Origin of the sequence: Acinetobacter sp. YK3 (genome assembly GCF_001729365.1) — a bacterium.
Taxonomy (GTDB): domain Bacteria; phylum Pseudomonadota; class Gammaproteobacteria; order Pseudomonadales; family Moraxellaceae; genus Acinetobacter; species Acinetobacter vivianii.
The window spans coordinates 1-25,963 of sequence record NZ_LZPJ01000021.1; the positions used below are offsets into that span (position 1 = coordinate 1).

The 25,963-nt window shown below is 40.8% G+C and carries 27 protein-coding genes and 1 riboswitch; of the genes, 16 read left to right on the forward strand and 11 right to left on the reverse strand.

The window, feature by feature from the left end:
* Positions 1-86 precede the first annotated feature (86 nt).
* The 9 genes from A9Z07_RS02740 to A9Z07_RS02780 all read left to right on the forward strand — a co-directional run bounded on the left by A9Z07_RS02740 (position 87) and on the right by A9Z07_RS02780 (position 8,982).
* On the forward strand, positions 87-275 hold the full coding sequence (locus tag A9Z07_RS02740) for a hypothetical protein (RefSeq protein WP_004771964.1): 189 nt from the start codon (positions 87-89) through the stop codon (positions 273-275).
* A gap of 509 nt (positions 276-784) precedes the next feature.
* Complete coding sequence (locus tag A9Z07_RS02745) at positions 785-1,651, forward strand: MaoC/PaaZ C-terminal domain-containing protein (protein WP_069576672.1); 867 nt, start codon at positions 785-787, stop codon at positions 1,649-1,651.
* 18 nt (positions 1,652-1,669) lie between these two features.
* Entirely contained in the window at positions 1,670-3,949 is a 2,280-nt protein-coding gene (locus A9Z07_RS02750) for a molybdopterin-dependent oxidoreductase (RefSeq protein ID WP_069576674.1), read from the forward strand.
* A gap of 280 nt (positions 3,950-4,229) precedes the next feature.
* Positions 4,230-5,267 carry a GTP 3',8-cyclase MoaA gene (gene moaA / locus A9Z07_RS02755; RefSeq protein WP_413772618.1) on the forward strand — a complete coding sequence of 346 codons (1,038 nt, stop codon included), beginning with the start codon at positions 4,230-4,232 and terminating at the stop codon, positions 5,265-5,267.
* Positions 5,268-5,290: 23 nt separating this feature from the next.
* Positions 5,291-5,542 (forward strand): MoaD/ThiS family protein, encoded by a 252-nt coding sequence (locus A9Z07_RS02760; protein WP_069576678.1) that lies wholly within the window; start codon positions 5,291-5,293, stop codon positions 5,540-5,542.
* A 2-nt stretch (positions 5,543-5,544) separates the two neighbouring features.
* Positions 5,545-6,060 (forward strand): molybdenum cofactor biosynthesis protein MoaE, encoded by a 516-nt coding sequence (locus A9Z07_RS02765; protein WP_069576680.1) that lies wholly within the window; start codon positions 5,545-5,547, stop codon positions 6,058-6,060.
* Between the two features lie 17 nt (positions 6,061-6,077).
* Positions 6,078-7,001 carry a bifunctional molybdenum cofactor biosynthesis protein MoaC/MoaB gene (gene moaCB / locus A9Z07_RS02770; RefSeq protein ID WP_062847887.1) on the forward strand — a complete coding sequence of 308 codons (924 nt, stop codon included), beginning with the start codon at positions 6,078-6,080 and terminating at the stop codon, positions 6,999-7,001.
* Positions 7,001-8,230 (forward strand): molybdopterin molybdotransferase MoeA, encoded by a 1,230-nt coding sequence (locus tag A9Z07_RS02775; protein ID WP_069576682.1) that lies wholly within the window; start codon positions 7,001-7,003, stop codon positions 8,228-8,230. The genes moaCB and A9Z07_RS02775 overlap by 1 nt, the downstream gene beginning before the upstream one ends.
* Before the next feature lie 269 nt (positions 8,231-8,499).
* Positions 8,500-8,982 (forward strand): winged helix-turn-helix transcriptional regulator, encoded by a 483-nt coding sequence (locus tag A9Z07_RS02780; RefSeq protein ID WP_004771974.1) that lies wholly within the window; start codon positions 8,500-8,502, stop codon positions 8,980-8,982.
* 78 nt (positions 8,983-9,060) lie between these two features.
* Here the strand turns inward: A9Z07_RS02780 and A9Z07_RS02785 are convergent, their stop codons facing one another.
* Positions 9,061-10,458, reverse strand: coding sequence for a PLP-dependent aminotransferase family protein (locus A9Z07_RS02785; protein WP_069576684.1), 1,398 nt, complete (start codon positions 10,456-10,458; stop codon positions 9,061-9,063).
* A gap of 122 nt (positions 10,459-10,580) precedes the next feature.
* Here A9Z07_RS02785 and A9Z07_RS02790 point away from each other — a divergent pair, with 122 nt between their 5' ends.
* Positions 10,581-11,444, forward strand: a complete 864-nt coding sequence (locus A9Z07_RS02790) for a DMT family transporter (RefSeq protein ID WP_005257313.1) — start codon at positions 10,581-10,583, stop codon at positions 11,442-11,444.
* A gap of 4 nt (positions 11,445-11,448) precedes the next feature.
* On the opposite strand, the gene A9Z07_RS02795 is transcribed toward A9Z07_RS02790, so the two are convergent.
* Genes A9Z07_RS02795 through tusD form a run of 4 tightly spaced genes read right to left on the reverse strand, consistent with a single transcriptional unit; the run spans position 11,449 to position 12,859 of the window.
* Positions 11,449-11,760 (reverse strand): TusE/DsrC/DsvC family sulfur relay protein, encoded by a 312-nt coding sequence (locus A9Z07_RS02795; protein WP_004771978.1) that lies wholly within the window; start codon positions 11,758-11,760, stop codon positions 11,449-11,451.
* 40 nt (positions 11,761-11,800) lie between these two features.
* Positions 11,801-12,085, reverse strand: a complete 285-nt coding sequence (locus A9Z07_RS02800) for a hypothetical protein (protein WP_047427121.1) — start codon at positions 12,083-12,085, stop codon at positions 11,801-11,803.
* Positions 12,086-12,096: 11 nt separating this feature from the next.
* Complete coding sequence (locus A9Z07_RS02805; protein WP_005257317.1) at positions 12,097-12,447, reverse strand: hypothetical protein; 351 nt, start codon at positions 12,445-12,447, stop codon at positions 12,097-12,099.
* A gap of 43 nt (positions 12,448-12,490) precedes the next feature.
* Complete coding sequence (gene tusD / locus A9Z07_RS02810) at positions 12,491-12,859, reverse strand: sulfurtransferase complex subunit TusD (protein ID WP_005257318.1); 369 nt, start codon at positions 12,857-12,859, stop codon at positions 12,491-12,493.
* A 67-nt stretch (positions 12,860-12,926) separates the two neighbouring features.
* On the opposite strand from tusD, the gene A9Z07_RS02815 reads away from it, so the two are divergent.
* The 4 genes from A9Z07_RS02815 (at position 12,927) to A9Z07_RS02830 (ending at position 17,708) form a co-directional block, all read left to right on the forward strand.
* On the forward strand, positions 12,927-13,934 hold the full coding sequence (locus A9Z07_RS02815; protein WP_047427124.1) for an NAD-dependent epimerase/dehydratase family protein: 1,008 nt from the start codon (positions 12,927-12,929) through the stop codon (positions 13,932-13,934).
* Positions 13,935-14,049: 115 nt separating this feature from the next.
* Positions 14,050-15,444, forward strand: a complete 1,395-nt coding sequence (gene fumC / locus A9Z07_RS02820; RefSeq protein WP_047427127.1) for a class II fumarate hydratase — start codon at positions 14,050-14,052, stop codon at positions 15,442-15,444.
* A 120-nt stretch (positions 15,445-15,564) separates the two neighbouring features.
* Entirely contained in the window at positions 15,565-16,056 is a 492-nt protein-coding gene (locus A9Z07_RS02825) for a hypothetical protein (RefSeq protein ID WP_004771986.1), read from the forward strand.
* A 138-nt stretch (positions 16,057-16,194) separates the two neighbouring features.
* Positions 16,195-16,284: riboswitch (glycine riboswitch) on the forward strand.
* 179 nt (positions 16,285-16,463) lie between these two features.
* Positions 16,464-17,708 (forward strand): D-amino acid dehydrogenase, encoded by a 1,245-nt coding sequence (locus A9Z07_RS02830; RefSeq protein WP_004771988.1) that lies wholly within the window; start codon positions 16,464-16,466, stop codon positions 17,706-17,708.
* A 46-nt stretch (positions 17,709-17,754) separates the two neighbouring features.
* Here the strand turns inward: A9Z07_RS02830 and A9Z07_RS02835 are convergent, their stop codons facing one another.
* Positions 17,755-18,402, reverse strand: coding sequence for a hypothetical protein (locus A9Z07_RS02835; RefSeq protein WP_047427131.1), 648 nt, complete (start codon positions 18,400-18,402; stop codon positions 17,755-17,757).
* A gap of 98 nt (positions 18,403-18,500) precedes the next feature.
* Here A9Z07_RS02835 and ispF point away from each other — a divergent pair, with 98 nt between their 5' ends.
* Positions 18,501-18,992, forward strand: coding sequence for a 2-C-methyl-D-erythritol 2,4-cyclodiphosphate synthase (ispF, locus tag A9Z07_RS02840; protein WP_005257324.1), 492 nt, complete (start codon positions 18,501-18,503; stop codon positions 18,990-18,992).
* Here ispF and A9Z07_RS02845 read toward each other — a convergent pair.
* The 5 genes from A9Z07_RS02845 to glnL all read right to left on the reverse strand — a co-directional run bounded on the left by A9Z07_RS02845 (position 18,980) and on the right by glnL (position 24,319).
* Entirely contained in the window at positions 18,980-19,504 is a 525-nt protein-coding gene (locus A9Z07_RS02845; protein ID WP_004771994.1) for a protein tyrosine phosphatase family protein, read from the reverse strand. The genes ispF and A9Z07_RS02845 overlap by 13 nt on opposite strands.
* 145 nt (positions 19,505-19,649) lie before the next feature.
* Positions 19,650-20,570 (reverse strand): ornithine carbamoyltransferase, encoded by a 921-nt coding sequence (gene argF / locus A9Z07_RS02850; protein WP_004771995.1) that lies wholly within the window; start codon positions 20,568-20,570, stop codon positions 19,650-19,652.
* A 361-nt stretch (positions 20,571-20,931) separates the two neighbouring features.
* Complete coding sequence (locus A9Z07_RS02855) at positions 20,932-21,591, reverse strand: TetR/AcrR family transcriptional regulator (RefSeq protein WP_069576686.1); 660 nt, start codon at positions 21,589-21,591, stop codon at positions 20,932-20,934.
* A 138-nt stretch (positions 21,592-21,729) separates the two neighbouring features.
* Positions 21,730-23,223 carry a nitrogen regulation protein NR(I) gene (gene glnG, locus A9Z07_RS02860; RefSeq protein ID WP_004771997.1) on the reverse strand — a complete coding sequence of 498 codons (1,494 nt, stop codon included), beginning with the start codon at positions 23,221-23,223 and terminating at the stop codon, positions 21,730-21,732.
* Positions 23,210-24,319, reverse strand: a complete 1,110-nt coding sequence (gene glnL, locus A9Z07_RS02865) for a nitrogen regulation protein NR(II) (protein WP_004771998.1) — start codon at positions 24,317-24,319, stop codon at positions 23,210-23,212. Before glnL ends, glnG begins: the two co-directional genes overlap by 14 nt.
* A gap of 328 nt (positions 24,320-24,647) precedes the next feature.
* Here glnL and rimO point away from each other — a divergent pair.
* Positions 24,648-25,963 (forward strand): 30S ribosomal protein S12 methylthiotransferase RimO (rimO, locus tag A9Z07_RS02870; RefSeq protein WP_069576689.1); only part of this gene is annotated, 1,316 nt, incomplete at its 3' end.

Sequence of the window (25,963 nt, forward strand, 5' to 3'; positions counted from 1 at the left end):
CTATTTATATAGTGCATGGCTCTGTTGTGGTACATACTTTAATATATTAGTTTTTAATAATCTGTATTGAGTCGTAGGAGATGAATATGCAAAAAGTATCTGATTATTATGATGATTTTCCTGAGTTTAATCCTGCTAATTATGATCAGGAAGGAAATTATAAGCCCGAATTTATGTTTAAAAGAAACAAGATGTATCAATCAAAAGATATGAATGAGCAATTATCTAGTGAAAAGAAAGATCTAATGTTAAAACATAAGAAGTTAATATATTGATGAGTATTATGTGATTGGTTAATCATTCTTGGATCAGTTTGTTGTAATATGTCTCATGTGAAAGGGCTTTTGTATTAATTAATATGCAGAAGTCCTTTTTTTATTATCAGTATTTTAGCCTGTTTTAATTTTGATATTTAGGTAATTGTTTGAGATATAAAAGAAATATTTTGTCTAATTTTTTGTTTATTAAATTAGGGTGTTTTTGGTATGCATTTTAATTCTTTGTGAAAATATCATGCCTAAATAAAAGACATTAGGTATTAATCACTAATTAAATTTTTATATCGTTATTTATTATTTCTATAAGGTATAACTAAAAATGGTCGTTTGCATGCGTCTGTCGTTATTTCCTAATTCAGACAGAAGGTCTTGACCTTTCTCTTTTCTAGTTCTATTTTGGAACTTGATTAAATTTTAAACATGTTAGCCTCGATGTAATTAAGCCAACACTTATATGCGTGCAGTGAACATCGTAATAGAAAAATAAAAGGAAGAAGGAGTAAGAGATGAGGGCAGTTCGTTATCAGCAGATTCCATTGCAGTTTTTATTCGAGCATCAGGCAACCTTGGCTGGGATTGGGAAAATTGTATTGCGAAGCTTCTCAAAAGCTAAAGTTCAGCAAGGTGATTGGCAAGCGCTGGCACCGATTAAAGAAATTATTCAGCCACCAAGCGATGAGTTGGTGAAGCATTATATTGAATGGAGTGGAGCATCAACCCGTAAATATCCAGATTCCATCCCCGCACATATGGTTTCGCAATGGGGGCTTTCATTTGCAACCCGTCTGCTTTTACAAACAAATTACCCGCTTAGTCAGGTCATCAATCAAGGTGTGAGCCTAAAGATTCATGGTGACATTCCCAGAAATGAAAAGCTATTGATTCAGGCCAAGATCGCATCTGTGGATGAGCGTAATGGCTTGGCTCGTGTTTCAGTGCAAATTATCACGGGTACGATCACTCAGCCAACGCTGGTCGAAGCGGTATTGCATATGGCATTTATTTTGCCCAATTTTGAGAAAACCAAGCGTACTGAAACAACAGATAATGAAAGCTGGCACAGTTTAGGCGAATGGTCTGCGACAGCCGATGACGGTTTTAAGTTTGCATTATTGACGGGTGATTTTAATCCAATTCATTGGGTTGGGCCGTTAGCAAAACGATCGAGCTTTGGGCAAAAAGTCCTACATGGTTTTGGTGTATTTGCACGCAGCTTTGAGTTGCTTCCTAAGCCAATTCAGCAAATTGATGTTCGTTTTTTAAAACCTGTTAAATTACCTTCAAAACATAACCAAGTAGAAATCAGCACTGAGCAACATATTCGTGTGGTGGGTTCAGCAGGGCAAATCTGTTTAATGGGCCAATATTCATAAAACAATAAGGTGAGAACAATGACGACTGGAACAGCACCAAGACAGGATGTAACGGCTTGTATTTTATGTTCACGCAACTGTGGGCTGAGTGTTGAAATTGCAGATAATCAGTTTAAAAAGATAAAAGGTGATACCCATCATCTTTTTTCTCAAGGCTATATTTGCCAGAAAGCGGCACGTTTGCAGCATTACCAGCAGCATGCAGATCGTTTGACCGCGCCATTAAAACGTCAAGTCGATGGTTCATTCAAGGAAATCAGTTGGGATCAAGCGATTGAGGAGATTGCTGATCAGCTTGTACAGATTCGGGATACGCATGGGGGAACGGCATTCGCTTCTGTCGGTGGTGGCGGCCAGGGGAACCATTTGGGAGCTGCCTATGGTCGTCAACTTTTATATGCAATGAAAAGTTTTTATTCTTATAACTCCTTAGCCCAAGAAAAAACCGGAGATTTCTGGGTCAATGGACGTTTGTTCGGTAGTCAAGCCTGTCATACCACGGAAGATGTCGAGCATGCTGACTATGTCCTGTTTATTGGAACCAATCCATTTCAGGCACATGGCATTCCCAATGCCCGTGATACCTTGAAACATATTAAAAAAGATCCGAATCGGACGATGGTGGTGTTTGATCCACGTGTTACTGAAACGGCTAAACAAGCCGATATTCATGTACAACTGAAACCTGGAACAGATGCCTATCTGATGTCTGCCATGATCGCAATCCTGCTCAAAGAGGAATTGTATGATCAGCAATTTATTCAGCAACATACACATGGTTTTGACGAAGTTAAACAGGCGTTTGAAGCGATTCCGATAGCGGAATATATCCAGAAAGCGGATGTTTCAGTTGAATTGATTTATCAGATCGTGCGTGACTTTGCCAAAGCCAAACGTGGCTGTGTACGTATTGATTTAGGTATTCAACACACTTTAAATACGACATTGAATGGTTATTTGGAAAAACTTTTGTATTTACTCACAGGGCATTTTGGTCAGCAGGGAACCAATAACCTACATACCATGTTTATTCCAATCCTGAGCAATACCGATGAGCGGAATCCAAAGTATCGCCGTACAGTTCATCATAAAATGTTCCCCATTTCTGGTTTCTTTCCCCCGAATATTTTGCCTGATGAAATTTTAAAGGCTGGGGAAAAACGAGTTCGTGCCGTATTCGTGGATAGTTGCAATCCTTTACTGACTTATCCTGATACTAGCGCTTATGAGCAAGCCTTTCAGTCACTGGAACTTTTGGTGGTGGTTGATGTTGCAATGACAGAAACTGCGCGTCTGGCACATTATGTTTTACCAGCGCATACCCAATTCGAAAAATGGGAATTTACGGGATTCAACTTAGAATTTCCCAAAAATGGCTTTCATTTACGGCATCCACTTTTTAAAGCACAAGGTAATACTTTACCTGAAGCGGAAATTTATACACGATTACTGGAAGCCATGCAGGTTATTCCCCGACAGTTTACAATCCTGAGCAAAATTGCGGAAAAAGATCGTGCAAAAACAGCTTATCTTGCCTATTTCGCAGCGCTTGGCGCCTCTTTTGTAAAAAATAAGAAGCTGATTCCTTATGCTGCATCCATTGTATATCGCACTTTGGGCAAAACATTACCCGATGGTGCTGCCTCGACAGCTTTGTTATTGCCTTTATGTATGCAATACGCAGCACAGCATTTTAAAGCGGTGAAGCGGGCTGGCTATGAAGGTAATCGTTTTAATCTTGGTGTAATGCTTTTTCAGGCCATTTTGAAACAGCGTTCAGGCGTCGTATTGTCTGCACATGATTATGCTGATGTCTGGGAGCTGATTGCCTATAAGGACAAAAAAATTCGTTTGGCAATTCCAGAAATGTTTATCGAGCTGGCTGAATTAAAGCATCAGAAATTTGCAGCCACACCATATTATCCTTTTATTTTACTGGCAGGTGAACGACGTAGCTACAATGCGAATCAGATCTATAGAGATCCTGCATGGCGTAAAGTGGATGCAGAAGGACGTTTAAGAATGAATCCTGATGATGCCTTGGCGTTAGGTGTTGAAACAGGGGAAAAGCTGCAATGTATTTCAGAGCATGGGCGTATTCAGGTTACGGTTGAGCTTGATGAAGGGATGCGAAAAGGTGTAGTGTCGTTACCGCATGGTTATGGATCAAGTTATGCTAGCGCTGAGTCGGTCGGGCCACAATTGAACCGCCTGACTTCAACAGGGCATTGTGATCCGTTGTCCAAAACGCCATATCATAAATACGTACCTGTGCGTTTACAGCATTTGACGGTTTAGACGATCAGCATATTGATTTTATGAGCATCATGCACTAAATGTTATCAATACAAGGAAAGCTGCCTGAAAATAGTGCAAGGATTTTGAACAAAAATATGCAAGACATCAGATATTTTTATGCGTAAATTGAAAGTATTGCTTATTTGTTTGAATAAGCAACAGCAAGCCTGAACAGAGGATGTGATTGGAATAATTATTGCTGTAATAAAAAACTTTAGTTTGATACATGAACAAGCTTGCACAGAACTTGTGCTTAGCCAGTAAAAAGATCTACAAATGAGTGCGTATGATGAAGCATGAGAAACTTGAAACGACTTTACCGATTCTTCAGGATCAGTATGGTCGTATTAAGCGTAAGTTACGGATTTCCGTGACAGATCGCTGCAATTTCAAATGCATTTATTGTATGCCTGAGCATCCTGAATGGATGAAGAAACAGGATTTGCTCAGTTTCGAAGCCTTATTTGCTTTTTGCCAATATATGGTTGGACAAGGAATCGAAAATATTCGTATCACGGGCGGTGAACCGTTAATGCGTCAGGGCGTGGTTCATTTTATTGCTGATTTACAACAGTTAAGAGCACTCGGCTTAAAACGGATTTCGATCACGACCAATGCCCATTATTTGGCAAAATATGCCGAAGCATTGAAACAGGCGGGTTTAGACGATCTCAATATTAGTCTGGATAGCCTGAATCCGACCCAGTTTAAGCAACTGACCAAAAAAGAACTTACACCCGTACTGAATGGTATAGAGGCTGCAAAAAAGGCAGGGCTGCCATTTAAACTCAATTGTGTGTTGATGAAAGGCCATAATGATGACCAGATTTTGCCGATGGTACAGTGGGCAAAACAACAGAACATTCCATTGCGCTTTATTGAATTTATGCCATTGGATGGAGATCAGCATTGGACAGATGATGCTGTGGTGAGTGAAGCGGAAATTTTAGCGCAGCTCCAGCCTCATTATGATGTTCAGGTCTTACAACAGCAGCATGAGCCTGCGCGTATTTATCAGCTTGATGGACATTATCCACTTGGCATTATTTCGACTATTACCCATTCATTTTGTGGGGACTGCGATCGAATCCGTTTAACGGCTCAAGGCGAATTGTATAACTGTCTATTTGCTCAACAAGGCTTAAATATTAAACCCTATTTACACGATCTAATTCAGCAAAATAATGAGTCAAAACAGCGTGCATTGCTGCAACTCGACCAACAGGTGAAGCCTTATATCTGGCATAAAGCCAAAGGCTATCATGCGATACAACATCAACAAGCCCGTAAAATCAGTATGCACATGCTGGGTGGTTAAAGAGCAAGTGATCTGGAGAAAATATGCAAACCATTGAGATCAAAATTGAAGCTTTTGGCGCAATTGAAAGGTTGTTGCCAAAGGCGCTTGCATTTGAGTTTGCAGAAAATCAAAGTGTTAAAGATGTATTAACCCATATTGTAACGCTTTATCCAGAAGCGCGTCAGGTAATGGAAAAATGTGCCTGTGCAATAGGAGAAGATATTGTGACACGTCAAATGGAATTAGATCAATCTTGTACTTTAGTACTGTTGTCGCCAGTGGCAGGGGGATAAATATGCGTGAATTTGCCAGAGTTCAAGATCAGGCTTTAAGCCTCGACAGTTTCGACCCAATACAGGCATTTCCTGAATGTGGTGGCGTTGATATCTTTGTTGGAACCGTGCGTAATCATCATGAAGGTAAAGCAGTCAAGGCATTGAAATATACCTCCTATACGCCAGTTGCTGAAAAGATGATTCGTGAAATCGAGCAGCAAGTTAAAGAGAAATATCAGGTCTCTTATGTTCGGGTCATGCATCGTATTGGTTATTTAGAGGTCAGTGAAACCGCCATTATTGCCATTGCTTATGCTGCTCATCGCCGTGAAGCTTTTCAAGCCTGCGAAGAAGCCGTAGAGCGGGTAAAGCATGAAGTACCGATCTGGAAAGAAGAATTTTTCATGGATGGTACCAGTCACTATGTTGAAGGTTGTTGTATCCGTAAAGATACCGCTGAATCAACATCTCACACTGAACGGCATCAATATGCTCATCATCCAGAAAATTGCACACATGCGCATACACACGAATAAAGCGTTAGGAAGTTAAAATGAAAAATGTTGGGATGAAACCCGAAAGTTACCGTGTAGCAGAAGCACAAGCAATTTTACATGCACCCGCACATTGTATTCAGTTACTTCGTGATGGAAATACCGAAAAAGGCGATGCTTTAAAAACAGCACGTATTGCAGGCATTCTGGCAGCAAAACGCACAGATGAACTGATTCCACTATGCCATCCATTACCGATTTATCGTGCTGATGTCGAGTATGATTTGCAAGAGGATCATGTGGTGATCTTAACCACAGTGGAAACCATTGGGCCAACAGGTGTCGAGATGGAGGCTTTGACGGCTGCAAGTCTGGCTGGCTTAACGCTATATGACATGCTGAAACCGCATTGTGAACCTGAAGAGCTGTGTCTGGATCAATGCAAATTGCTGAAGAAAAAAGGTGGTAAATCCCATTTTAAGCGGACTTTACGCCAACCTGTTTCTGCGGCTGTTATTGTCCTTTCGGATACGGTGGCTGCGGGGCGTAAACCTGATACTGCAGGAAAGTCCGTAGTAGAGACCTTGACCGAAGCAGGCTTTGATCCGATTCATTATCAGATCCTGCCTGATGAAGCTGATCAATTAAAAGATCTGGTTCTGGAGTTAACCAAATCTTATGCTTGCATCATGACGGTTGGTGGTACAGGGATTGGCAAGCGTGATATTACGGTGGATACGCTTGAGCCGCTATTAGAACGAAAGCTGGATGGTCTGATGGAAGCGGCACGTTCATTTGGACAGAAACGGACGCCTTATGCGGCGATGTCACGTGGTGTTGCAGGATTTATTGATCGTTCGTTGGTTGTGACGTTACCGGGTAGCCGTGGCGGCGCCAGTGAATCTATGGCGGCGATTTTACCAGCGTTGGTGCATATTTTTGATGTATGTCGAGACTTACCTCATCCGGGAGGTTATGAATAATGTCAGGATGTGGTGCTGAAAAAGGATTGATCAGTATTGATGAGGCATTCGCACTGATCCAAAGCCAAGCTAAAACCTTAGCCACCGAGACCTTGCCTTTAGGTGAGTGTCTCAATCGCTATCTGGCTCAAGCCATCGTTTCTCAGGTGAATTTACCGAGCTTCTCACAAAGTGCAGTCGATGGCTACGCAATCCATAGCGCTCGTGAAAACTTGCAAGATGCTACTTTCTCGGTGATTGGAGAAATTAAAGCGGGCAGTGAGTCTGATGTACAGCTTAGGGATGGACAAGCCGTTCGTATTTTTACTGGGGGGAAAATCCCTGAAGGAACCACTCATGTCGCTCGACAGGAAATCGTAAATATTGAAAATGATAAGCTGATTCGTTTGACTGAACATATCAAGGCTCAGGCAGATATCCGCTTTACAGGTGAAGAAATTCAGTGGGGGCAGCGACTGGCAGAGCTTGGGCAGCGCATTAATATTGGGGCTTTAGCCGCACTGAGCATGGCTGGAGTAAAAACTCTTGAAGTGTTTAAACAACCCAAAGTTGCCGTTGTGATTACTGGTGATGAAGTTGCGGAAACACCTGATGATTTACAAGCTGGAAAAGTGTTTGATGCTAATGGTCCACTGTTAAAAGCTTGGTTGCAAGATTATGGATTAGCGGTAGAAATACGCCATATTGCCGATGAGGCTGAACAGGTAACGCAATGCTTCGAACAGCTCAAACCGCATTATGATGTCATTATTACCACAGGTGGTGTTTCTGTGGGCGATTATGATTTTGTGCGTCCTTGTGCCTTTGAAGCAGGCTTTGAGCAGGTTTTCTGGAAGGTGAAACAAAAACCGGGTAAACCTTTATTTTTTGCCGAATATACAGCACAAAATCATCACTGTTATATACTTGGTTTGCCAGGCAATCCAGCAGCCGTTTATGTGTGTATGCAGATGTATGGCAAAGTTCTATTTGATGCCTTACAAAACCAGACTCAATCTCTGGAATGGTTTAGTGCAATACTGACCCATGATTTGAAGTCCGATGCACGTGAACGATTCTTAAGGATGCATGCCTATTTTGAACAAGGTCAGCTCAAGCTGAAAAGCCTTGCCAAGCAACAATCGCATATGTTGAGTAATTTGATGCAAGCCAACTGTCTGGTACGTATTCCTGCCCATATTCAGCCTGAAGCAGGAATGGAAGTGAACGGCGTATTCATTCGCAATTAAAGGTTCAGCAGAAATGAGTAAAATTTGTGAATTTTGTCACTTTTAGCCAAGTACCAATATTGCATCTGATGGACAAGGTGGTTTAGTGTATATTTTATATTGCTTGATTAGGGGCTGTTGACATTTCGTCCATGCATTATGTTATTGGTTAAAACGACTTTAACAAGGCATGAAATGCAGGCAATGGCGACCCCCTTGGCAAATTTCGACGGTTCAAGACATAGATTCCATGTCTGCAAAAACTTTAAAAAAATGATTAGGTGATAATAATGAAATGGGAAGAAATTGGCGATCAGCCATGTTCAGTGGCTCGGACGCTTTCAGTATTAGGTGATCGTTGGACAATGCTCATCTTACGCAATGCATTTATGGGTGTACGCCGTTTTGATGACTTTCAACGTAGTCTTGGCTTAACCCGTCATGTCCTTTCAGAACGCTTGAAGCGTTTGGTCGAGCACGAGATTTTAATGAAAGTGCCTTATGTCGACCGTCAGGAACGTTTTGAGTATCAATTGACTGAAAAAGGTTTAGATCTGTATCCAATCCTTTTGGCGATGGTGCAATGGGCGGATAAATGGATGGATATGGGACTGGGTAAGCCAATCGAATTTACGCATAAAACCTGTGGCAAAAAAATCAGTCCTAAAGTGATTTGTTCAGATTGTAATGAGCCTATCCATGTTAAAGATGTACGTGTTGCTGCGGGGCCCGGTTATTTTGCATTTATCGAGCAAAAACAAAAAAGTGCTTGATGAGGAGTGAGTAAAATTCCAGTCATGCATTATTTTATCGGCTAAACGGCCATGAAATGATCATTTCCTTATTAGGTTTTAAAGATTTTGATGTGCTATTTCCTGTTGAATTGCATGTGATAGCACCTCGAACACTTTTGGATCTTGGCATTGCGCTACATTAAAACGAATAAAATTTTTAAAATTCTGACTTTGGCTAAAGGCATTGCCTGGAGCCAGAATAACGCCTTGTTCCAGACAATATTGAGCGATTCGTGCCGTATCAAAATGTTCTGCTAACTCACACCATAAAAATAAACCTGCCTGAGGTTTCACCCACGGTGTAATCCCCATTTTTTCTAATTTTTTAACTGTGGCGTCCATAGCTTTTGCCAAATCTATTTTGAGTTCATCGAGATATTTTCGATAACTGCCATCGGTTAAGGCTGAAAATAAAATTTCCGAGGAAAGATTATTACCACCGAAACTGGTTGCAATTTTGATATCAGTTAAATCCTCAATCCATTCTGGTTTGGTTGCAATATAACCTGTCCGGACTGCACCCGATAAGGTTTTAGAGAAACTGCCAATATGAATAACGCGAGACAGGCCATCCAGTGCTGCAAGTCGTGGCGCCGTATGAAGTTCCAGATCTGCAAAAATATCATCTTCAATCACAATCAGATTTGACTGCTCAACCAGTTTTAATACCTGATAGGCTTTGGATGCGGTTAACACTGCACCAGTCGGATTGTGAATTCCTGAATTGGTAATGTATAAACGGGGATTATGCTTGTGAATCGCCTCCGCAAATGCCTCAATATCTGGCCCAGTTTGTGTGTAAGGCACACCAATAATTTGAATTTGGTGAACTTTGAGTAAGGCGTGAAAATTAAAATAACAGGGATCATCGACTAACACGACATCATTCGGTTTCAGAAAATAGCGGCAAATTAAATCAATGGCTTGAGTTCCAGAATCCGTCAATAAGATCTGATTCGGAACTGCTTCAATGCCTTTTGCTAAGATTTTACGAGAAAGTAATTCACGTAAGGGTGCTAAACCGAGTGGCGTTGAATAATCGGTGAGAATACTTGAATTGGCTTTGGAGACTTTGCGAATTGCTTTACGTATATTTTCATGAGGCATCCAGTCATCTGGTAACCAGCCACATCCAGGTTTTAATACCCCTTGTTTTGCTTCTAGTGCTTGTCTCGAAATCCAGAGGGGATCAATATTGCGGTCAATTTTAGGATGAATTTCCGAGATAGATAATGGCGCAATCGGGCCTGCGACAAAGAAGCCTGAGCCTGTTTTTGCTTCGATCAGGCCTTGTGCTGCTAGACGTTCATATGCTTCTACAATAGTGGAAATAGACAGATTTAAAAGACCTGCCAATGCACGAACGGAAGGAAGCCGAGAGCCTGGCACTAAAGAGCGGTTTTTAATCTGTTCATGAATATACTGTATCACAAAATCGATTTTTGTACTTTTCATGTGCTTAGACCTGACTGTATTGGGCTTTATACCAGTACAGTTATTTAAAATTGTACTGTATTGTGTATGGTGCATTTACCATAGCACAGTTTAAATTCTGCATATAGATCTGGAGAATTTAAATGAAGTCTTTAAGCAGTGGCTGGATAAATGGATTCATTGGCGTGGTTATTTTTGCGGGTTCTTTACCAGCCACCCGCGTTGCAGTGATGGATTTTAGTCCGACTTTTTTAACCGCAGCAAGAGCCGCAATAGCAGGGCTGTTAGGCTTGGCATTGGTCTTATTATCACGTCAGAAGTTACCTCAGAAAAAAGACTGGCTGTCCTTATTTTACGTTGCCATCGGGGTGGTGATTGGATTTCCGCTTTTTACTGCCTTGGCGCTTCAATATGTGAGTGCTGCACATACCATTGTGTTTGTTGGGCTATTGCCATTGGCGACTGCGATTTTTGGGGTATTACGTGGTGGTGAACGGCCTAATCTGGTGTTTTGGTTATTTGCGATATTAGGTGGTGCACTGGTTTTTGGTTTTATGTTGATCCAGACAGGTACATGGTCATTTAATTATGGCGACCTGTTCATGTTATTGGCGATATTGCTTTGTGGTTTTGGCTACGCAGAAGGTGGGCAGCTTTCGAAACATTTGGGTGGTTGGCAAGTGATTTGTTGGGCACTGATTTTAACCTTGCCGATTATGCTTCTGGTTTCTTATCTCTATATGCCGGTGAGTTTTGACCAGATCTCGATTTCTGCCAAGCTGGGTTTAGCTTATGTTTCATTGTTCAGTATGCTGATTGGTTTCTTTTTCTGGTACAAGGGTTTGGCGCAAGGTGGAATAGCCACTGTAGGCCAATTACAACTCCTGCAACCGATATTTGGACTAATCATTGCAGCGGTACTTCTGCATGAGCAGGTCAGTATCGCAATGTTTGCGGTAACGGTTGCAGTCATTGCATGTGTGGCGTGTGCAAAGAAATTTGCGTGAACTCTTATAAACAGTTTGCAGGTTTGGGCACGCCCGCTAAGCGACTTAAATGACGAGCAACCAGACCTGTATTAAATCGTTGCTGTAACTCGGCATTATTAATCTCAGGACTGACAGTTTTCATTAAAAACTTAATCAATGGGCGGGTTGCAGGCGAATGTCCAAACTGCTGATAAAACTGGCGTACTGCATGAAGTACATCAAAATGCCAATCGGTAAGTTCTAAGTCCAGCGTCTTCGCCAGTTCCTGAGCAACCTCAGGATTCCAGATGGTGTAATCGACCAGATGACCGTCTTGATCTAATTCTAATTGCATAAATAGCCTAAGTAAATTTTAAATAAATCGAATCAAAGCATTATTTTAACGTGATACAACGTTCAAATTGTAAAACTAAATCTGCAAATGCTGCGTAATCAATGGATTTAACCTGTTCCAGATCTTCCTTACTCAGCATCTCCTGTTCATTCGCTAAGCAGTAAAGATGAGGGTAGTGGCTAAAAACTGAAGATGGAATAAACAAAGTCGCATCACCCATAATAACGATATGATCATCAGATTGTGCCATTTGTGCCAACTGTTCCCAGATTTTATCGAGATTGTTATAAGGCGATTGGATTAAAAATAAAACACTATTTTTCATTGTGAAATACCTTACCAATACAAGACATGATCAAATGAACGGATGAGTTCAGGGGTAATCTCGATAAATTCAATTTCCTGATCGGTATTCTTTATGATGTTAAGTTGTTGATTTTTAGTCTCAACCAAGATTGGGGTCAAATCATAGAACTCAAAACTGTCCACCATATTGGCTGCAATTTTAAAGGCATGTTTTAGCTGGTCGAATTCTATTTTATTGTCCAATAAACTCAAGGCAGCGTCTCTTAATAATACTTTGACAGAAATACCAAAGGTTGCTAAAACCATAGTGGCAGACAGACTTTCATTGGTCTGCAAATTCGTTAAATTAGGCTGCGTTAGGATGACAAGTACAGATTTCACACAATTTACCTTTTTAAAGCAACACTCTATTAAAGAACTTAAATTAAAATTGAATTAAACGAGAACAGCTTTGCACTGCATCAGCAAGCTCTCCAAGCCCAACCAGCTCAAAACCTTGTGCCAAGTTGTGATGTTGAAGCGAATGACGTTGTGCATTGCTTGCATCAGTGATTCCCCGAGCAAGGGCAGCACTGACACAGACAGGGAGTCGAATGCCCAGCTTTTGCCATTCTTGTTTCAGGTTACGTTGATCATCAGGAAACCACTGTAAATCGTTCGCAACATGAACAGCGTCTTGGTAAAAGAAAACACGAAATTCTTCATGCTTATTTTGTAATGCTTGCGCTAAACCCAATGCATGCCATGCGATCACAGAAGTTGGTGAGGAAGTAATTAACAGTAGTGTACTCATTGAACATTCACTATGGTCATAGTAGGCAAAATGATGATGGACAGATTAAAAAGAAGGTAAGTATACAATGATTTTGGTGACAGGTGGTTTAGGCTTTATCGGTTCACATATTGCTTTGAGTTTATTGGCTCATGGGCAAGAGATTGTCATTGTTGATAACCTGGCTAACTCAACTTTACAAACTTTGGAACGTTTGGAATATATTTCAGGCATGTATATTCCTTTTGCAAAACTAGATGTACGTAATACGCCTGCTTTAAATAAAGTATTTGAACAATATTCAATTGATACCGTTATTCATACAGCAAGCTTTAAGTCGCTTGAAGAATCGGCCTTAAAACCGCTCGAATATTATAATGATAATGTCAGTAGCATTATGAGCTTGTTACGTGCCATGCAACGGATGGGCGTGAGACAATTATTAAACCTGTCCAGTCTGGCGGTGTATGGCAAGTCGGATACCGCACTCTCTGAAGATACGGTCTTTAACTACGGTTATGCCAATCCTTATATTCGCTCGCAGCAAATGGTAGAAAACATTATTGCCGATACCTATAAAGTTGATCCTGAGTGGAAGATAGTCAATCTACGTTTATCTAATATTGTTGGTGCATTCGAGCATGGCGTTCTAGGCGAGTATGTTACTCAGCTCCCTAAAAATATTGTGCCTTTAGCATTGCAAGTTGCAGCGATGCAACGTGATTGTATTGAATTGCAAAATCAGGCTCAGACCAAAGATGGCACGGTGGAGCGTAGTTTCTTACATGTTCTGGATGCTTGTGATGCCATTTTAATGACCTTGAATTGGCTAAAAACGCAATCCGGATGTCTGGAGTCATTTAATATTGCCCATCAGCAGCTGACTTCTATCCAAAGTTTATTGGATGAGATTTCAAAGGTGACGCAGGCTGAAGTTCGCGTTCAGCCTGCAATCTATCAACATGAGGAATTAGCTCAGCTTGGTGCAAATATAGATAAAGCACAGCGTATTTTAAACTGGACACCGAAACGGCCTTTAGCACAAATGATTGAAGATGAATGGCGTTTTTATCTGAATACCTTAAAAGGTAATTAAGATAATGATTCTTATTTACATATTTGGCTGGTTTGATTAGGATATCCACAACCAGCCAAAGCATTAGCTTGCTTCAGCCCGTGAAAATTTTAACCAAATAGAGCAGAGGTTGTTTATGCAAATGCGAATTGAACACGACACCATGGGTGAAATCGAGGTTCCGAATGAAGCCTTGTGGGGTGCGCAAACGCAAAGAAGTTTACAGAACTTTAAAATTGGTCAGGAGCGTTTACCACGCCCGATGATTCGTGCAATGGGCTTAGTAAAAAAAGCTGCTGCGATCACCAATGCTGAATTAAAACAACTTCCTGAAGATTTAAGTCAATATATCGTTGGTGCTGCCGAAGAAGTGATTGCTGGACAATGGGATTCACAATTTCCCTTGGTGGTTTGGCAAACAGGTTCTGGTACGCAAAGTAACATGAACTGTAATGAAGTTATTGCAAACATTGCCAACCAGAAACTAGGTCAGGCATTAGGCGCGCAAAAACCTGTGCATCCGAATGATCATGTTAACCGCGCGCAATCAACCAACGATTCGTTCCCAACTGCAATTCATGTTGCTGCAAGCCTTCAAATTAATGAATTACTCATTCCTGCCGTTGAAAAGCTAAAAAATACCTTACAGTGCAAATCCGAAGAATTTGATGACATTGTTAAAATTGGCCGTACACATTTACAAGATGCAACGCCTTTAACCTTGGGGCAAGAGTTTAGTGGTTATGTATCACAACTGGAACATGGTTTAAAACGATTACAACAGGCTTTGGCTGGACTGTATGAATTACCTTTGGGGGGTACAGCAGTTGGAACGGGCTTAAATGCCCATCCTGATTATGCGGTAAAAGCGGCTGAGCAATTAGCTGAATTAACGGGTCTGCCATTTGTGACTGCGCCAAATAAGTTTGAAGCTTTGGCTGGTCGTGATGCAGCAGTATTTGCATCGGGTGCCTTGAAAACCTTGGCTGCAAGTTTAAACAAGATTGCCAATGATATTCGCTGGTTGGCGAGTGGGCCACGCTGTGGTTTTGGTGAAATCCGTATTCCTGAGAATGAACCTGGTTCGAGTATCATGCCGGGTAAGGTCAATCCGACCCAGAGTGAAGCGATGACCATGGTGGTCGCTCAAGTTTTAGGGAATGACACAACAATTAACGTGGCGGGTGCATCAGGAAACTTTGAGCTGAATGTGTTTATGCCAGTGATTGCTTATAATTTATTGCAATCCATTCAGTTGCTTGGTGATGCATGTAATAGCTTTAATGACCATTGTGCGGTCGGTATTGAACCGAATCGCGACAAGATTGATCACTTCTTACATAATTCATTGATGTTGGTGACAGCACTGAATCCTGTGATCGGCTATGAAAACTCTGCCAAAGTTGCGAAAACAGCTTACAAGGAAAATAAAACCTTGAAACAGGTGGCTGTGGAGTTAGGTTTAGTGACAGCAGAGCAATTTGATGAAGTGGTTAAACCTGAAAATATGGTTTCGCCAAATAGCAAATAAAAATATTTAATCAGCAAGATAAAAAATCCTTCTGCTTATAGAAGGATTTTTTATGAGAGTAGTTTTTATAAAGTGAACTGCGTACAATACACTTTTGATTGACGAAACTGTTGCTTCATTATGCTCTCGATTTATTTAACAGATACTAAAACCAACATTCAGTTCTCTGATTTACCCAATGAAAATCCTGTTAAGTTTCTGTTGAATTTAAAGAAAATTTTTCCAAGTACGGCTGATTTACTGTTACCTGTATTGCCAGAAGATAATAATCTGGAAAATGTAACTTGGGAAGCAACCTCAAAAGATTTTGAAGTATTTAAAAAGTTACTTGAAGGCTGGGGCGTGATTGAGCTTCGTTTAAGTGCGATTACGACTTATAAAGATAAGAACTTTGCCAATGAGCTGGTTAAAAAAGCACAAGTTAAGCGCAAGCAGATTGCTCAGGCACAGCCTCAATTATCCTTGATTGCCTTGGACTATGTGTTAATGCATGAGATTCATGCCTTGATTGATGCTGAACTGGTGATGATTGGTGAAAAATTCTATTTACCAACATTGCGTGAACTTTGGAAAGGTCAATTTTCCGAACAAATTTTGCAATGTAAATTCTAAGATTTAAAAGCAGACTTCGAGTCTGCTTTTTTTATACTCGATAAATAAGTACATGCGTATAAATCTTGATCTACAAACATTTACAAGATTTTAGTGTGCGTATTTTGGAACGGCATATATATTGCTTATAAGGATATAAATATTATTGCGGGAGAGAAGTTCTTCAATGAACTCGCCGAAGGAGCAACGACCCCGGAAACTCTCAGGCAAAAGGACTGTAATAATAGACATAAAATCTGGAGAGCAGTGCTCAATTTGTAGGAACACAGGACATTTTTCTTCTACGATAAACACTCACCGAAGGGGAAGGCTTAATGATTAATTGGTAATCATCTGCCGAAACTCTCAGGTACCATGACAGATGGGGCTAAGCATTATGGAATGTTATGCATTTCAAGGAGTTTGCTATGCCACATGTTGTTGTAATTGGTGCGGGGATTACGGGTGTAACGTCTGCTTATGAATTAATAAAACTGGGCTATGAAGTGACGGTGATCGATCGTCATCTTTTTCCTGCAATGGAGACTTCGTTTGCCAATGGTGGACAATTGTCTGCCTGTAATGCAGAGGTCTGGAACCAGAAAGCCACAGTGCTGAAAGGCATTAAGTGGATGAGTAAGAAAGATGCACCATTGCTGCTCAACCCATCCTTTAGTGCGCATAAATATCGCTGGTTAATTGAATTTTTAACGCATATCAAAAATTATAAAGCCAATACCATTGAAACCGTGCGTTTGGCATTGTTGGCTCGACAACGCCTATTTGAAGTTGCTGAAAAAGAAAGTCTTTCTTTTGATCTGGAAAAACGTGGCATTTTGCATATGTATCACACCAGAGAAGATTATGAGATTGCTAAGAAAGTCAATGATGTACTGGTTGAAGGTAAACTTGAGCGGAATGCAATTACGCCTGAGGAAATGAAAGCAATTGAACCGACCTTAACAGGCGAATATTTTGGTGGTTATTACACTGCTGGGGATGCAACGGGAGATATCCATAAATATTCTGTGGGGTTAGCAGAAAGAACTCAGCAATATGGGGCAAAATATTGTTTTGGTCTGGATGTGGTTGATGTTCAGTTCAATCAAGACAAAGCAATTGTTCATTGCAAAAACAGCTCGGAAAATGTAAATCCGACTGCGGATGGCATTACGGAAATTATTGCAGATGTGGTACTGGTTTGTGGTGGAGTCGGCAGTTATCAATTGGCTGATATGTTGGGGGATAGTGTAAATGTCTATCCAGTCAAAGGTTATTCGATCACTGTCCAGCTTAAAGATGAGCGTAGTGTAAATAATGCGCCGTGGGTCAGTTTGCTGGATGAGAGTGCAAAAATTGTAACCTCTCGTCTAGGTGCGGATCGTTTACGGATTGCGGGAACGGCTGAGTTTAATGGTTATAATCGGGATATTCGTGCTGACCGGATTCAACCGTTAATTAACTGGGTCAACCAGAATTTTGATATTTCGACTGAACATGTGGTGCCGTGGGCAGGATTGCGTCCAATGATGCCGAATATGCTGCCTGTGGTAAAACAAGGTAAACAACCACGAGTCTTTTATAATACGGGGCATGGACATCTAGGCTGGACTTTATCTGCTGCAACGGCAGTGTTGATTAGTCAGGAAATTGCGCAAAAATTCCCAAGCTGAAACAATAAAGCCGATGTTATAACATCGGCTTTATTCCTTTGAAGACTTAATCGTAAAGACGATAAATTCCTGTAAAACGCTCACAACCTTTCTGCTCTGATTTGACAATCAAAAGTGCTTTCTGAAAATCAAACTGGTATTGGCATTTTTTTTCATTATCAATGATCTGATTTTTTTGCTCAGGGGTGCTGTAAGCAAGTAATGACATGGTTTGCGTTTCTAGACGATTGTTGGGATTGCGATAAGCGATCCCTTCAATTTTTAACTTGTCTTTATCGAGCTGATGAATTTGTAGATGAACAGGTTGAGATGCGATTTTGCCATGTTCATATTTTAGATAATGTTGAGTTAAAGTCTGGTTCATAGACGTATAAAAGTTCAGGTCATCCAGACGTGCTTCAAATTGCTGCTGAAAACAGGTTTTGGTTTTACATTGCTGTATCTGGTTGAGCCACTGTGTCTGCGTATCATGTAACAATTGCAAAGGCGCATCCGTCACCAGATACGCTGTTAAAAACTTGCTATTCAGCTTTTGACGCTGTTCTTTATATTGCTTGGTGCATATTTTTTGTGCTTCCAAAGCAGAGCTGTTGCAGTCAATAGATTCCGCATAGGCAAATGTTGAGCAAAAACAACCCAATGTGATGATATAACCAGATTTCTTTAATTGATTTCTTACAGTGTTAAACAGCATAATCACTTATACTTTCAGTCTAATTTGCTCAACGTACTATAGCGAAATAGAAAGCCTGAATACAAGATTAGTTCGGTATATTGTAAAAGGAAAATCATATGGTTGCTCAAATTCGTATTGGACAAGGGATTGATGTGCATGCATTTGAAGAAGGTGACTTTGTTACTTTGGCGGGTGTCAAAATTCCGCATACACACGGTTTAAAAGCACATTCGGATGGCGATGTGGTTTTGCATGCGCTGAGTGATGCATTACTGGGCGCTTTAGCATTGGGGGATATTGGACAGCATTTTCCAGATACAGATCCAGAATATAAAGGTGCAGACAGTCGTTTGTTGCTAAAACATGTATACCAGTTGATTTTAGATCGTGGGTATCATCTGAATAACGCAGATATTACGGTCGCGTGCGAACGTCCAAAACTGGCAAAGCATAATTTGGAAATGCGTCAAAGTATTGCGGATGTATTAGATGTGGATGTGACTCAAATTAGCATTAAAGCCACAACGACAGAGAAGCTTGGTTTTACAGGTCGTCAGGAAGGTATCTTGGCAACCGCAACTGTATTGGTTTCACATCAAGCAAAATGATTGGTATTGATGAGTGACTGCTCTAATTCTTGTGTTGCTTTACGGCCTTGTAGCTGTAGAGTAATACTATGAATTAAACCTGTCCATGTTTCATTCGGTTCCCAGATCTGATGTAGTAATTCTTGTGCAGTCGGTAGATCCATATTGAGATAAAACTGACGATATAAGTACATTAAGCTACTGACACGTGTATTCTCAGTGCAATGCAGCCAAACGATCTCGTTTTGAACCAAATGGTCAATTAAGTCCAGAATTAATAAACATTGCTCAGAGCAAGGTACATCCCAATCAATTGGAATGTGAATATAGTTCAAACCTAAATCCAGACAGATTTGATCCTGATTCGCTAAATAGCGTTCTGATTTGCTGGTCGCAAGGTTAATGACCGTACTGCAACCATATTCCTTAATCTGTTGTAATTGCTCGGCTGTTGGTTGAGCTGAGCTAAACAGATGCTCATGCACCAAAGAAAAACTTGGTATTTGAGATAATGCTTGTTCGAGTGAAGTCATAACGTCCGCTGTGTGTTGAGTGAGGTTCTCATATGATGAGAAACTTATTCTAAAGGGCTTAGCTTACTATAAGTGTTTTTATTTCAGTGTTCAATTTAAAGCGCACAAATAAAAACAGCATCAAAAGATGCTGTTTTTTTATCACTTAATCTTTCTTAAGATTCTCATTGAGTAAGAATTCCATCAATGCTTTCTGAGCATGCAGGCGATTTTCAGCTTCATCCCAAACCACAGCATTTTTATGGTCAAGCATGTTTTCTGAAATTTCTTCACCACGGTGTGCTGGTAAGCAGTGCATGAAGAGGCAATCAGGATGCGCCAAGTCCATGAGTTTTTCATTAACCTGAAAATCTGAGAAGGCTTTCTCACGTAGCTTCTGTTCTTCTTCCTGTCCCATGCTTGCCCATACATCAGTGACGATCAGGTCGGCATTGACAGCGGCATCTTCTGCTTTATTGAATACTTCTGCGCAATCCGCAAATTCAGCTAAAAATTCAGGTTTTGGCTCATAACCTTCAGGTGAAGCAATTTTAAGTTTAAAGCCCATCATATGTGCAGCTTCAATATATGAGTTACACATATTGTTGCCATCACCAATCCATGCAACCGTTTTGCCTTCGATGCTACCGCGGTGTTCCTGAAAAGTTTGCAAGTCAGCAAGTAGCTGGCAAGGGTGGTGATCATCGGTCAGGCCGTTGATGACTGGAACTTTTGAATATGATGCAAAACGTTCTACGATGTCATGTCCGAAAGTACGGATCATCACGATATCCAGCATACTTGAAATAACACGAGCTGAGTCTTCAATTGGCTCACCACGTCCTAATTGTGTATCACGTGGAGAAAGGAAGATCGCGCTACCACCGAATTGGCAAATACCCGCTTCAAAAGAAATACGTGTACGTGTACTCGATTTCTCGAAAATCATTCCTAAAACTTTACCTGCAAACGGTTGGTACAGCGTATGACTATGTTGCATGCGTTTGAGTTCTTGTGCACGATCTAAAATGCGTTGCAGTTCTAGTGTGGATAGGTCACGTAAAGTTAGGAAATGCCGAAGCGCCATAGCTACTCCCACAATAATTATTGAGAAAAATCAATAATTAATTGTTGTTTGACGAGTGGTGGATAAAAAAGAATTGACTACTATACTATAGGTTCAAGAAAATGCAAAAGAATTAAGGGCCTGCTGCCATTTTATCTATGGTTGCGACAGCGGATATTTTTTAGACGATACAAGACATGTTTTGCGAAATTTAGTGATCTAAATGAGAGAAACATAACGCAGTAGCGGCAAAAAATATCCCTGTCCCAAAGGGTTGTGGCTAAAAATCCCTCATACTTCGTTATGAAACTTGGCAAGGGAATAGCCATTGCCTGCATTTCATGCCTTGTCTGATGAATTTTTAGCCTACAACGCAACTCGTTTATAAAGTGGAAGCAGGCCCTGGGTTTTGATGAGCTTTTAAAAACAAGTCTACAGAATAGTTAATATAATCAATGATTTCGATATCATTTTCTGGCACATCTAACCCCATGAGATTGCGCCATTCGACATCTCTTAGCGTACCAAAATACATCATTGCAGAAAATTTAGGTTGAGCACAGAAAATTTCATTGTTGTTATGTGCATGCTCAAGTGCATAGGCAATGGTGTTTTGAATATTGAGAGCGCATTGATTATAGAAATAATGAGCGAGCTGGATATCTTTTTGTGATTGTTCAGTAAACATGCGCATAAAAGCAATATTTTCAGGCTGAATAATATGCTGATAAAAACGATGCAGTGTCTGGGTCAGGTAGGTTTTTAAATCAGTTTTTTCTGGAACATAAGGCAAACATACCCCTTGAAAGAAAACTTCCCGACGATAATCGCAAATCGCGGTAAACAAACCTTCTTTATTGCCAAAATATTTATAAATAGAGGTTTTTGAACCACCCGCATGATTGACAATATCATCCAGAGAAACCGCTTCATAACCTTTCTCAAGAAATAAATCGGTTGCGCACAATAATAGGGCAAGGCGACGTTCATGTCCTCGACGGGTTTGCGGTTTACTACAGCTTGGATAACAAAGATCGGTCATTATTTACTTTTGGGATGTTGGGGTGCTACTAGTATAACAAAAACCATATCTATTGTATGACTATGAAATTTAGCTATGTTTCAAAAGATCTCAAAGTGTTAAAAAAGCGAGTCATTTCGACTCGCTTTTTGGTGTTATTTAAGCAGAGCGGCTTTCTTCCTCTTCATCGTCATCTGTCGAGTCCATACCCAGTTCTTTCAATTTCCGAGTCAGAGTATTACGGCCCCAGCCTAAAAGTTCAGCTGCATGACGTTTACGACCGCGCGTTTGTTGTAGGGCTGCATTAATCAGCGTACGTTCAAACATTGGGGTGGCGATATCAAGAATCTTCATTTCGCCATTTTTAAGTTTCTGGATTGCCCATTGACCTAATAACTCATCCCAATGATGAACTGCGATACGCTCAACTAAAGCAGGACTGGTATTTGATGCTGCTTGACTATCACTTGTCTTTTGGACAGAGGCTTGTTTCAGTTCAGCAGGTAGGTCTTCAGGATAAACCTCACGCCCCGTGATCATCACTGTTAACCAGCGACAAGTATTTTCTAATTGACGAACATTTCCGGGCCAAGGAAGCTGTTGCATATAATCTGTGGTTTCAGTACGTAAGATTTTTGGACTGACACCAAGCTCTTTACCTGCACGTGCCAAGAAATGCTGTGCCAGCATTGGGATGTCTTCGCTACGGTGAGACAGTTTTGGAATGTGAATTCGAATCACATTCAAACGATGATAAAGGTCTTCACGGAAACGGCCTTCATTGACTAGTTTCTCTAGATCTTGATGGGTTGCCGCAACGATACGTACATCCACCTTAACGGGAATATGTCCACCCACACGATAGAATTCACCATCTGCCAGAACACGAAGTAAACGTGTTTGGGTTTCAAAGGGCATATCACCGATTTCATCAAGGAATAAAGTACCGCCATTGGCTTGTTCAAAACGACCCTGATGTTGCGTATTTGCACCTGTAAAAGCACCTTTTTCATGACCAAATAATTCGGTTTCGATCAGGTCTTTTGGAATCGCCGCCATATTCAGCGCAATAAAAGGTTTGGCGCGTCGAGGTGAATGCTTGTGTAAGGCGTGAGCAACTAACTCTTTACCTGTACCCGATTCACCATTAATCAATACGGTAATATGCGATTGTGACAAGCGACCGATGGCACGGAAAACTTCCTGCATCGCAGGCGATTCACCGATGATTTCAGTCGACTGTAATGGAGAAGCCGCTTTGGTGGCTTCTTGTTGTTGTAACTTATTAATATGCAAAATTGCGCGATTAACCAGCGCTAATGCTTCATCAATATCAAAAGGCTTCGGTAGATATTCAAATGCACCTGTTTGATAACTTGAGACAGCAGACTCTAAATCTGAGTGTGCGGTCATAATAATGACAGGTAAGTCAGGATGAGTATTCTTCACTTTAGAAAGGAAAGTTAAGCCATCAATCCCAGGCATACGAATGTCAGTCAGAATGACATCCGGTGCATCCTCATGTAAGCGTTCAAGCGCAGTTTGGGCTTCTTCAAAGTTGGTGACATCGAAACCTTCCTCTTTAAAGGTTTTTTCCAGTACCCAACGCATGGCACGATCGTCATCTATTACCCAAATTTTATTTCGTGACATGGTTTAACTCCCAAGGTAGATATAAGCTAAATACGGTTTTTCCTGGAACTGATTGACATTCAATCATTCCGTTATGTTGATGCATAATATTTTGAGCAATACTGAGTCCCAGTCCTGTACCTTTGGCGCGTCCTGTGACTAAAGGATAGAAAACAGATTCCAGAATACTTTCGGGAACTCCAGGGCCATTGTCTTCAATATCAATACGCACGGTTGATCGATTGAGGACGCCGTTAATCGTGACTAGACGCTGGATGCGGGTTCTCAACACCAGCTCTGGTTCTGAGTCAGTAAAAAAGTCTTTATTTTCGGTCATAGCCTGCACAGCATTCACACTAATATTGAGCATGACCTGAATCAGTTGATCACGGTCTGCCATGACATCGGGTAATGAAAGGTCATAATCGCGGGTAATCTTGATTTTCTTTTTTGTCTGGTTGGCAATTAACGAGCGAACACGTTCCAGTGGCTCATGTACATTGACATGTTCATAGCTCGGTAATTGACGTGAGCCGAGCATCGTATCCGCCAGATTGGTCAAACGATCGACTTCACTAATAATAATGTCGGTAAATTCACCATAGCGATCATCATTTAAACTACGTGCCAGTAATTGAGTCGCACCACGAATACCTGCTAACGGGTTTTTAATTTCATGTGCAACACCACGCACTAACTGGCGAGCCACTTGATGCTGTTGAACCAGATTTTCTTCTTTTGAAATTTTCAACATACGGTCAATCGGGTTGAGTTCAATCAATAAAAGAGGGTGATAGCTTTTGCCCGCATTCAGTTGAGAAGCGGTATAGTCGACATGAATCGCTTTAAAGTTAACATTAATGACCGCTTCGCGACGGGTGTAGTGTTGTCCACTTTCCAAAGTGTTTAATAATGCTTCATGTGTGTTGAATGTGTCGTCGTGTGCATGTAACAAGTTAAGAACAGGCTGACCCGATGCACGCAGCAAACTGATATCAAATAATGCTTCACAAGCAGAATTTAAATAAAAAATATTAAGCTGACTATCGACCAGTAAAATGGCAGTGCTCAAATTATCTACTAAGAGTCGATAGTCGATAATGTTCTGTTGATCCATTTGTGAATCATCCTGTTTTAAAATGGCGCAATAAATATAAATTTTAATGAATAGCCATTAACTTCTAAAATGTACTTTATGCAAAATACAAGCCAACTTTGTATTAATGAAATTTCAACAACTTAATTCTAAAAAAAGGGATTTATGCAGTATTTTTCACATACATGCAGTGATTTCAATAAATTATTATGTTCCAAAATAGTGCGCTTGTGGATTTTATTTAAAATTTTGGTCGTATTTTGGTGCATTACACAAAGAGATGGCTTTGCAGCTATGCGTAAGCCAAGAAAAGTCATACAATACGCCGATTCAAGTGGAGCGCAGATTCATGAAGACCCCCAAAGTCGGTTTTGTATCTTTAGGTTGTCCTAAGGCATTGGTAGATTCTGAACGAATTTTAACTCAGTTAAAGACTGAAGGTTATCAAGTTGCATCAGATTATGATGGTGCGGATCTGGTAGTTGTAAATACCTGTGGTTTTATTGAATCTGCAGTACAAGAGTCTTTAGACGCGATTGGCGAAGCCATGAGCGAAAATGGCCGAGTCATCGTTACAGGCTGTTTAGGTAAAGACGAAGATAAAATTCGCCAGATGCACCCAAATGTTCTTAAAGTTACAGGTGCAGCAGCCTATCAAGATGTAATGGAAGCAGTACATGAATATGTACCAGCACCGCCAAAACACAACCCATTTATTGACTTAGTCCCTGAGCAAGGTGTTCGTTTAACACCGAAGCATTATGCTTATTTAAAAATCTCGGAAGGCTGTAATCACCGTTGTACATTCTGCATTATCCCAAGTATGCGTGGCGACCTTGTGTCTCGTCCGGTCGGAAAAGTGCTGGATGAAGCCGCTGCATTAAAACGTGCTGGTGTAAAAGAAATTCTGGTCATTTCTCAGGATACCTCTGCTTATGGTGTAGACACCAAATATAAGCTTGATTTCTGGAATGGTCAGCCTGTTAAAACCAAATTCTATGACATGTGTGAAGCCCTCGGTCAGTTAGGCATCTGGGTGCGTTTACATTACGTTTATCCATATCCACATGTTGATGCTGCGATTGATTTGATGGCGCAGGGCAAAATCCTGCCATATTTAGATATCCCTTTTCAGCATGCCAGTCCGCGCATCTTAAAATTGATGAAGCGACCAGCGCATAGTGAAAATACTTTAGAGCGCCTTAAATTGTGGCGTGAAAAATGCCCTGAATTGGTGATTCGTTCAACATTCGTGGTGGGTTTCCCTGGTGAAACTGAAGAAGATTTCCAAATTTTGCTGGAATGGTTAAAAGAAGCGCAGTTAGATCGTGTCGGCTGCTTTACCTATTCACCAGTTGAAGGTGCAACTGCAAACGATCTTCCTGATCATGTGCCAGAAGAGATCAAACAAGAGCGTTATGAACGCTTCATGGAAGTGCAACAAGCCATTTCAGCAGCAAAACTACAAAAGCGTATTGGTCAGAAAATGACGGTGCTGGTTGATAGTCTGGAAGATGAATTCCCAGTTGCTGTTGCACGTTCTTATGCAGATGCGCCAGAAATTGATGGCAACGTTTTTGTTGAAGATATCGATAAGAGTGTGATTAAAGCAGGTGATTTGCTTGAAGTCGAAATTACCGATGCAGATGAATACGATTTATTTGC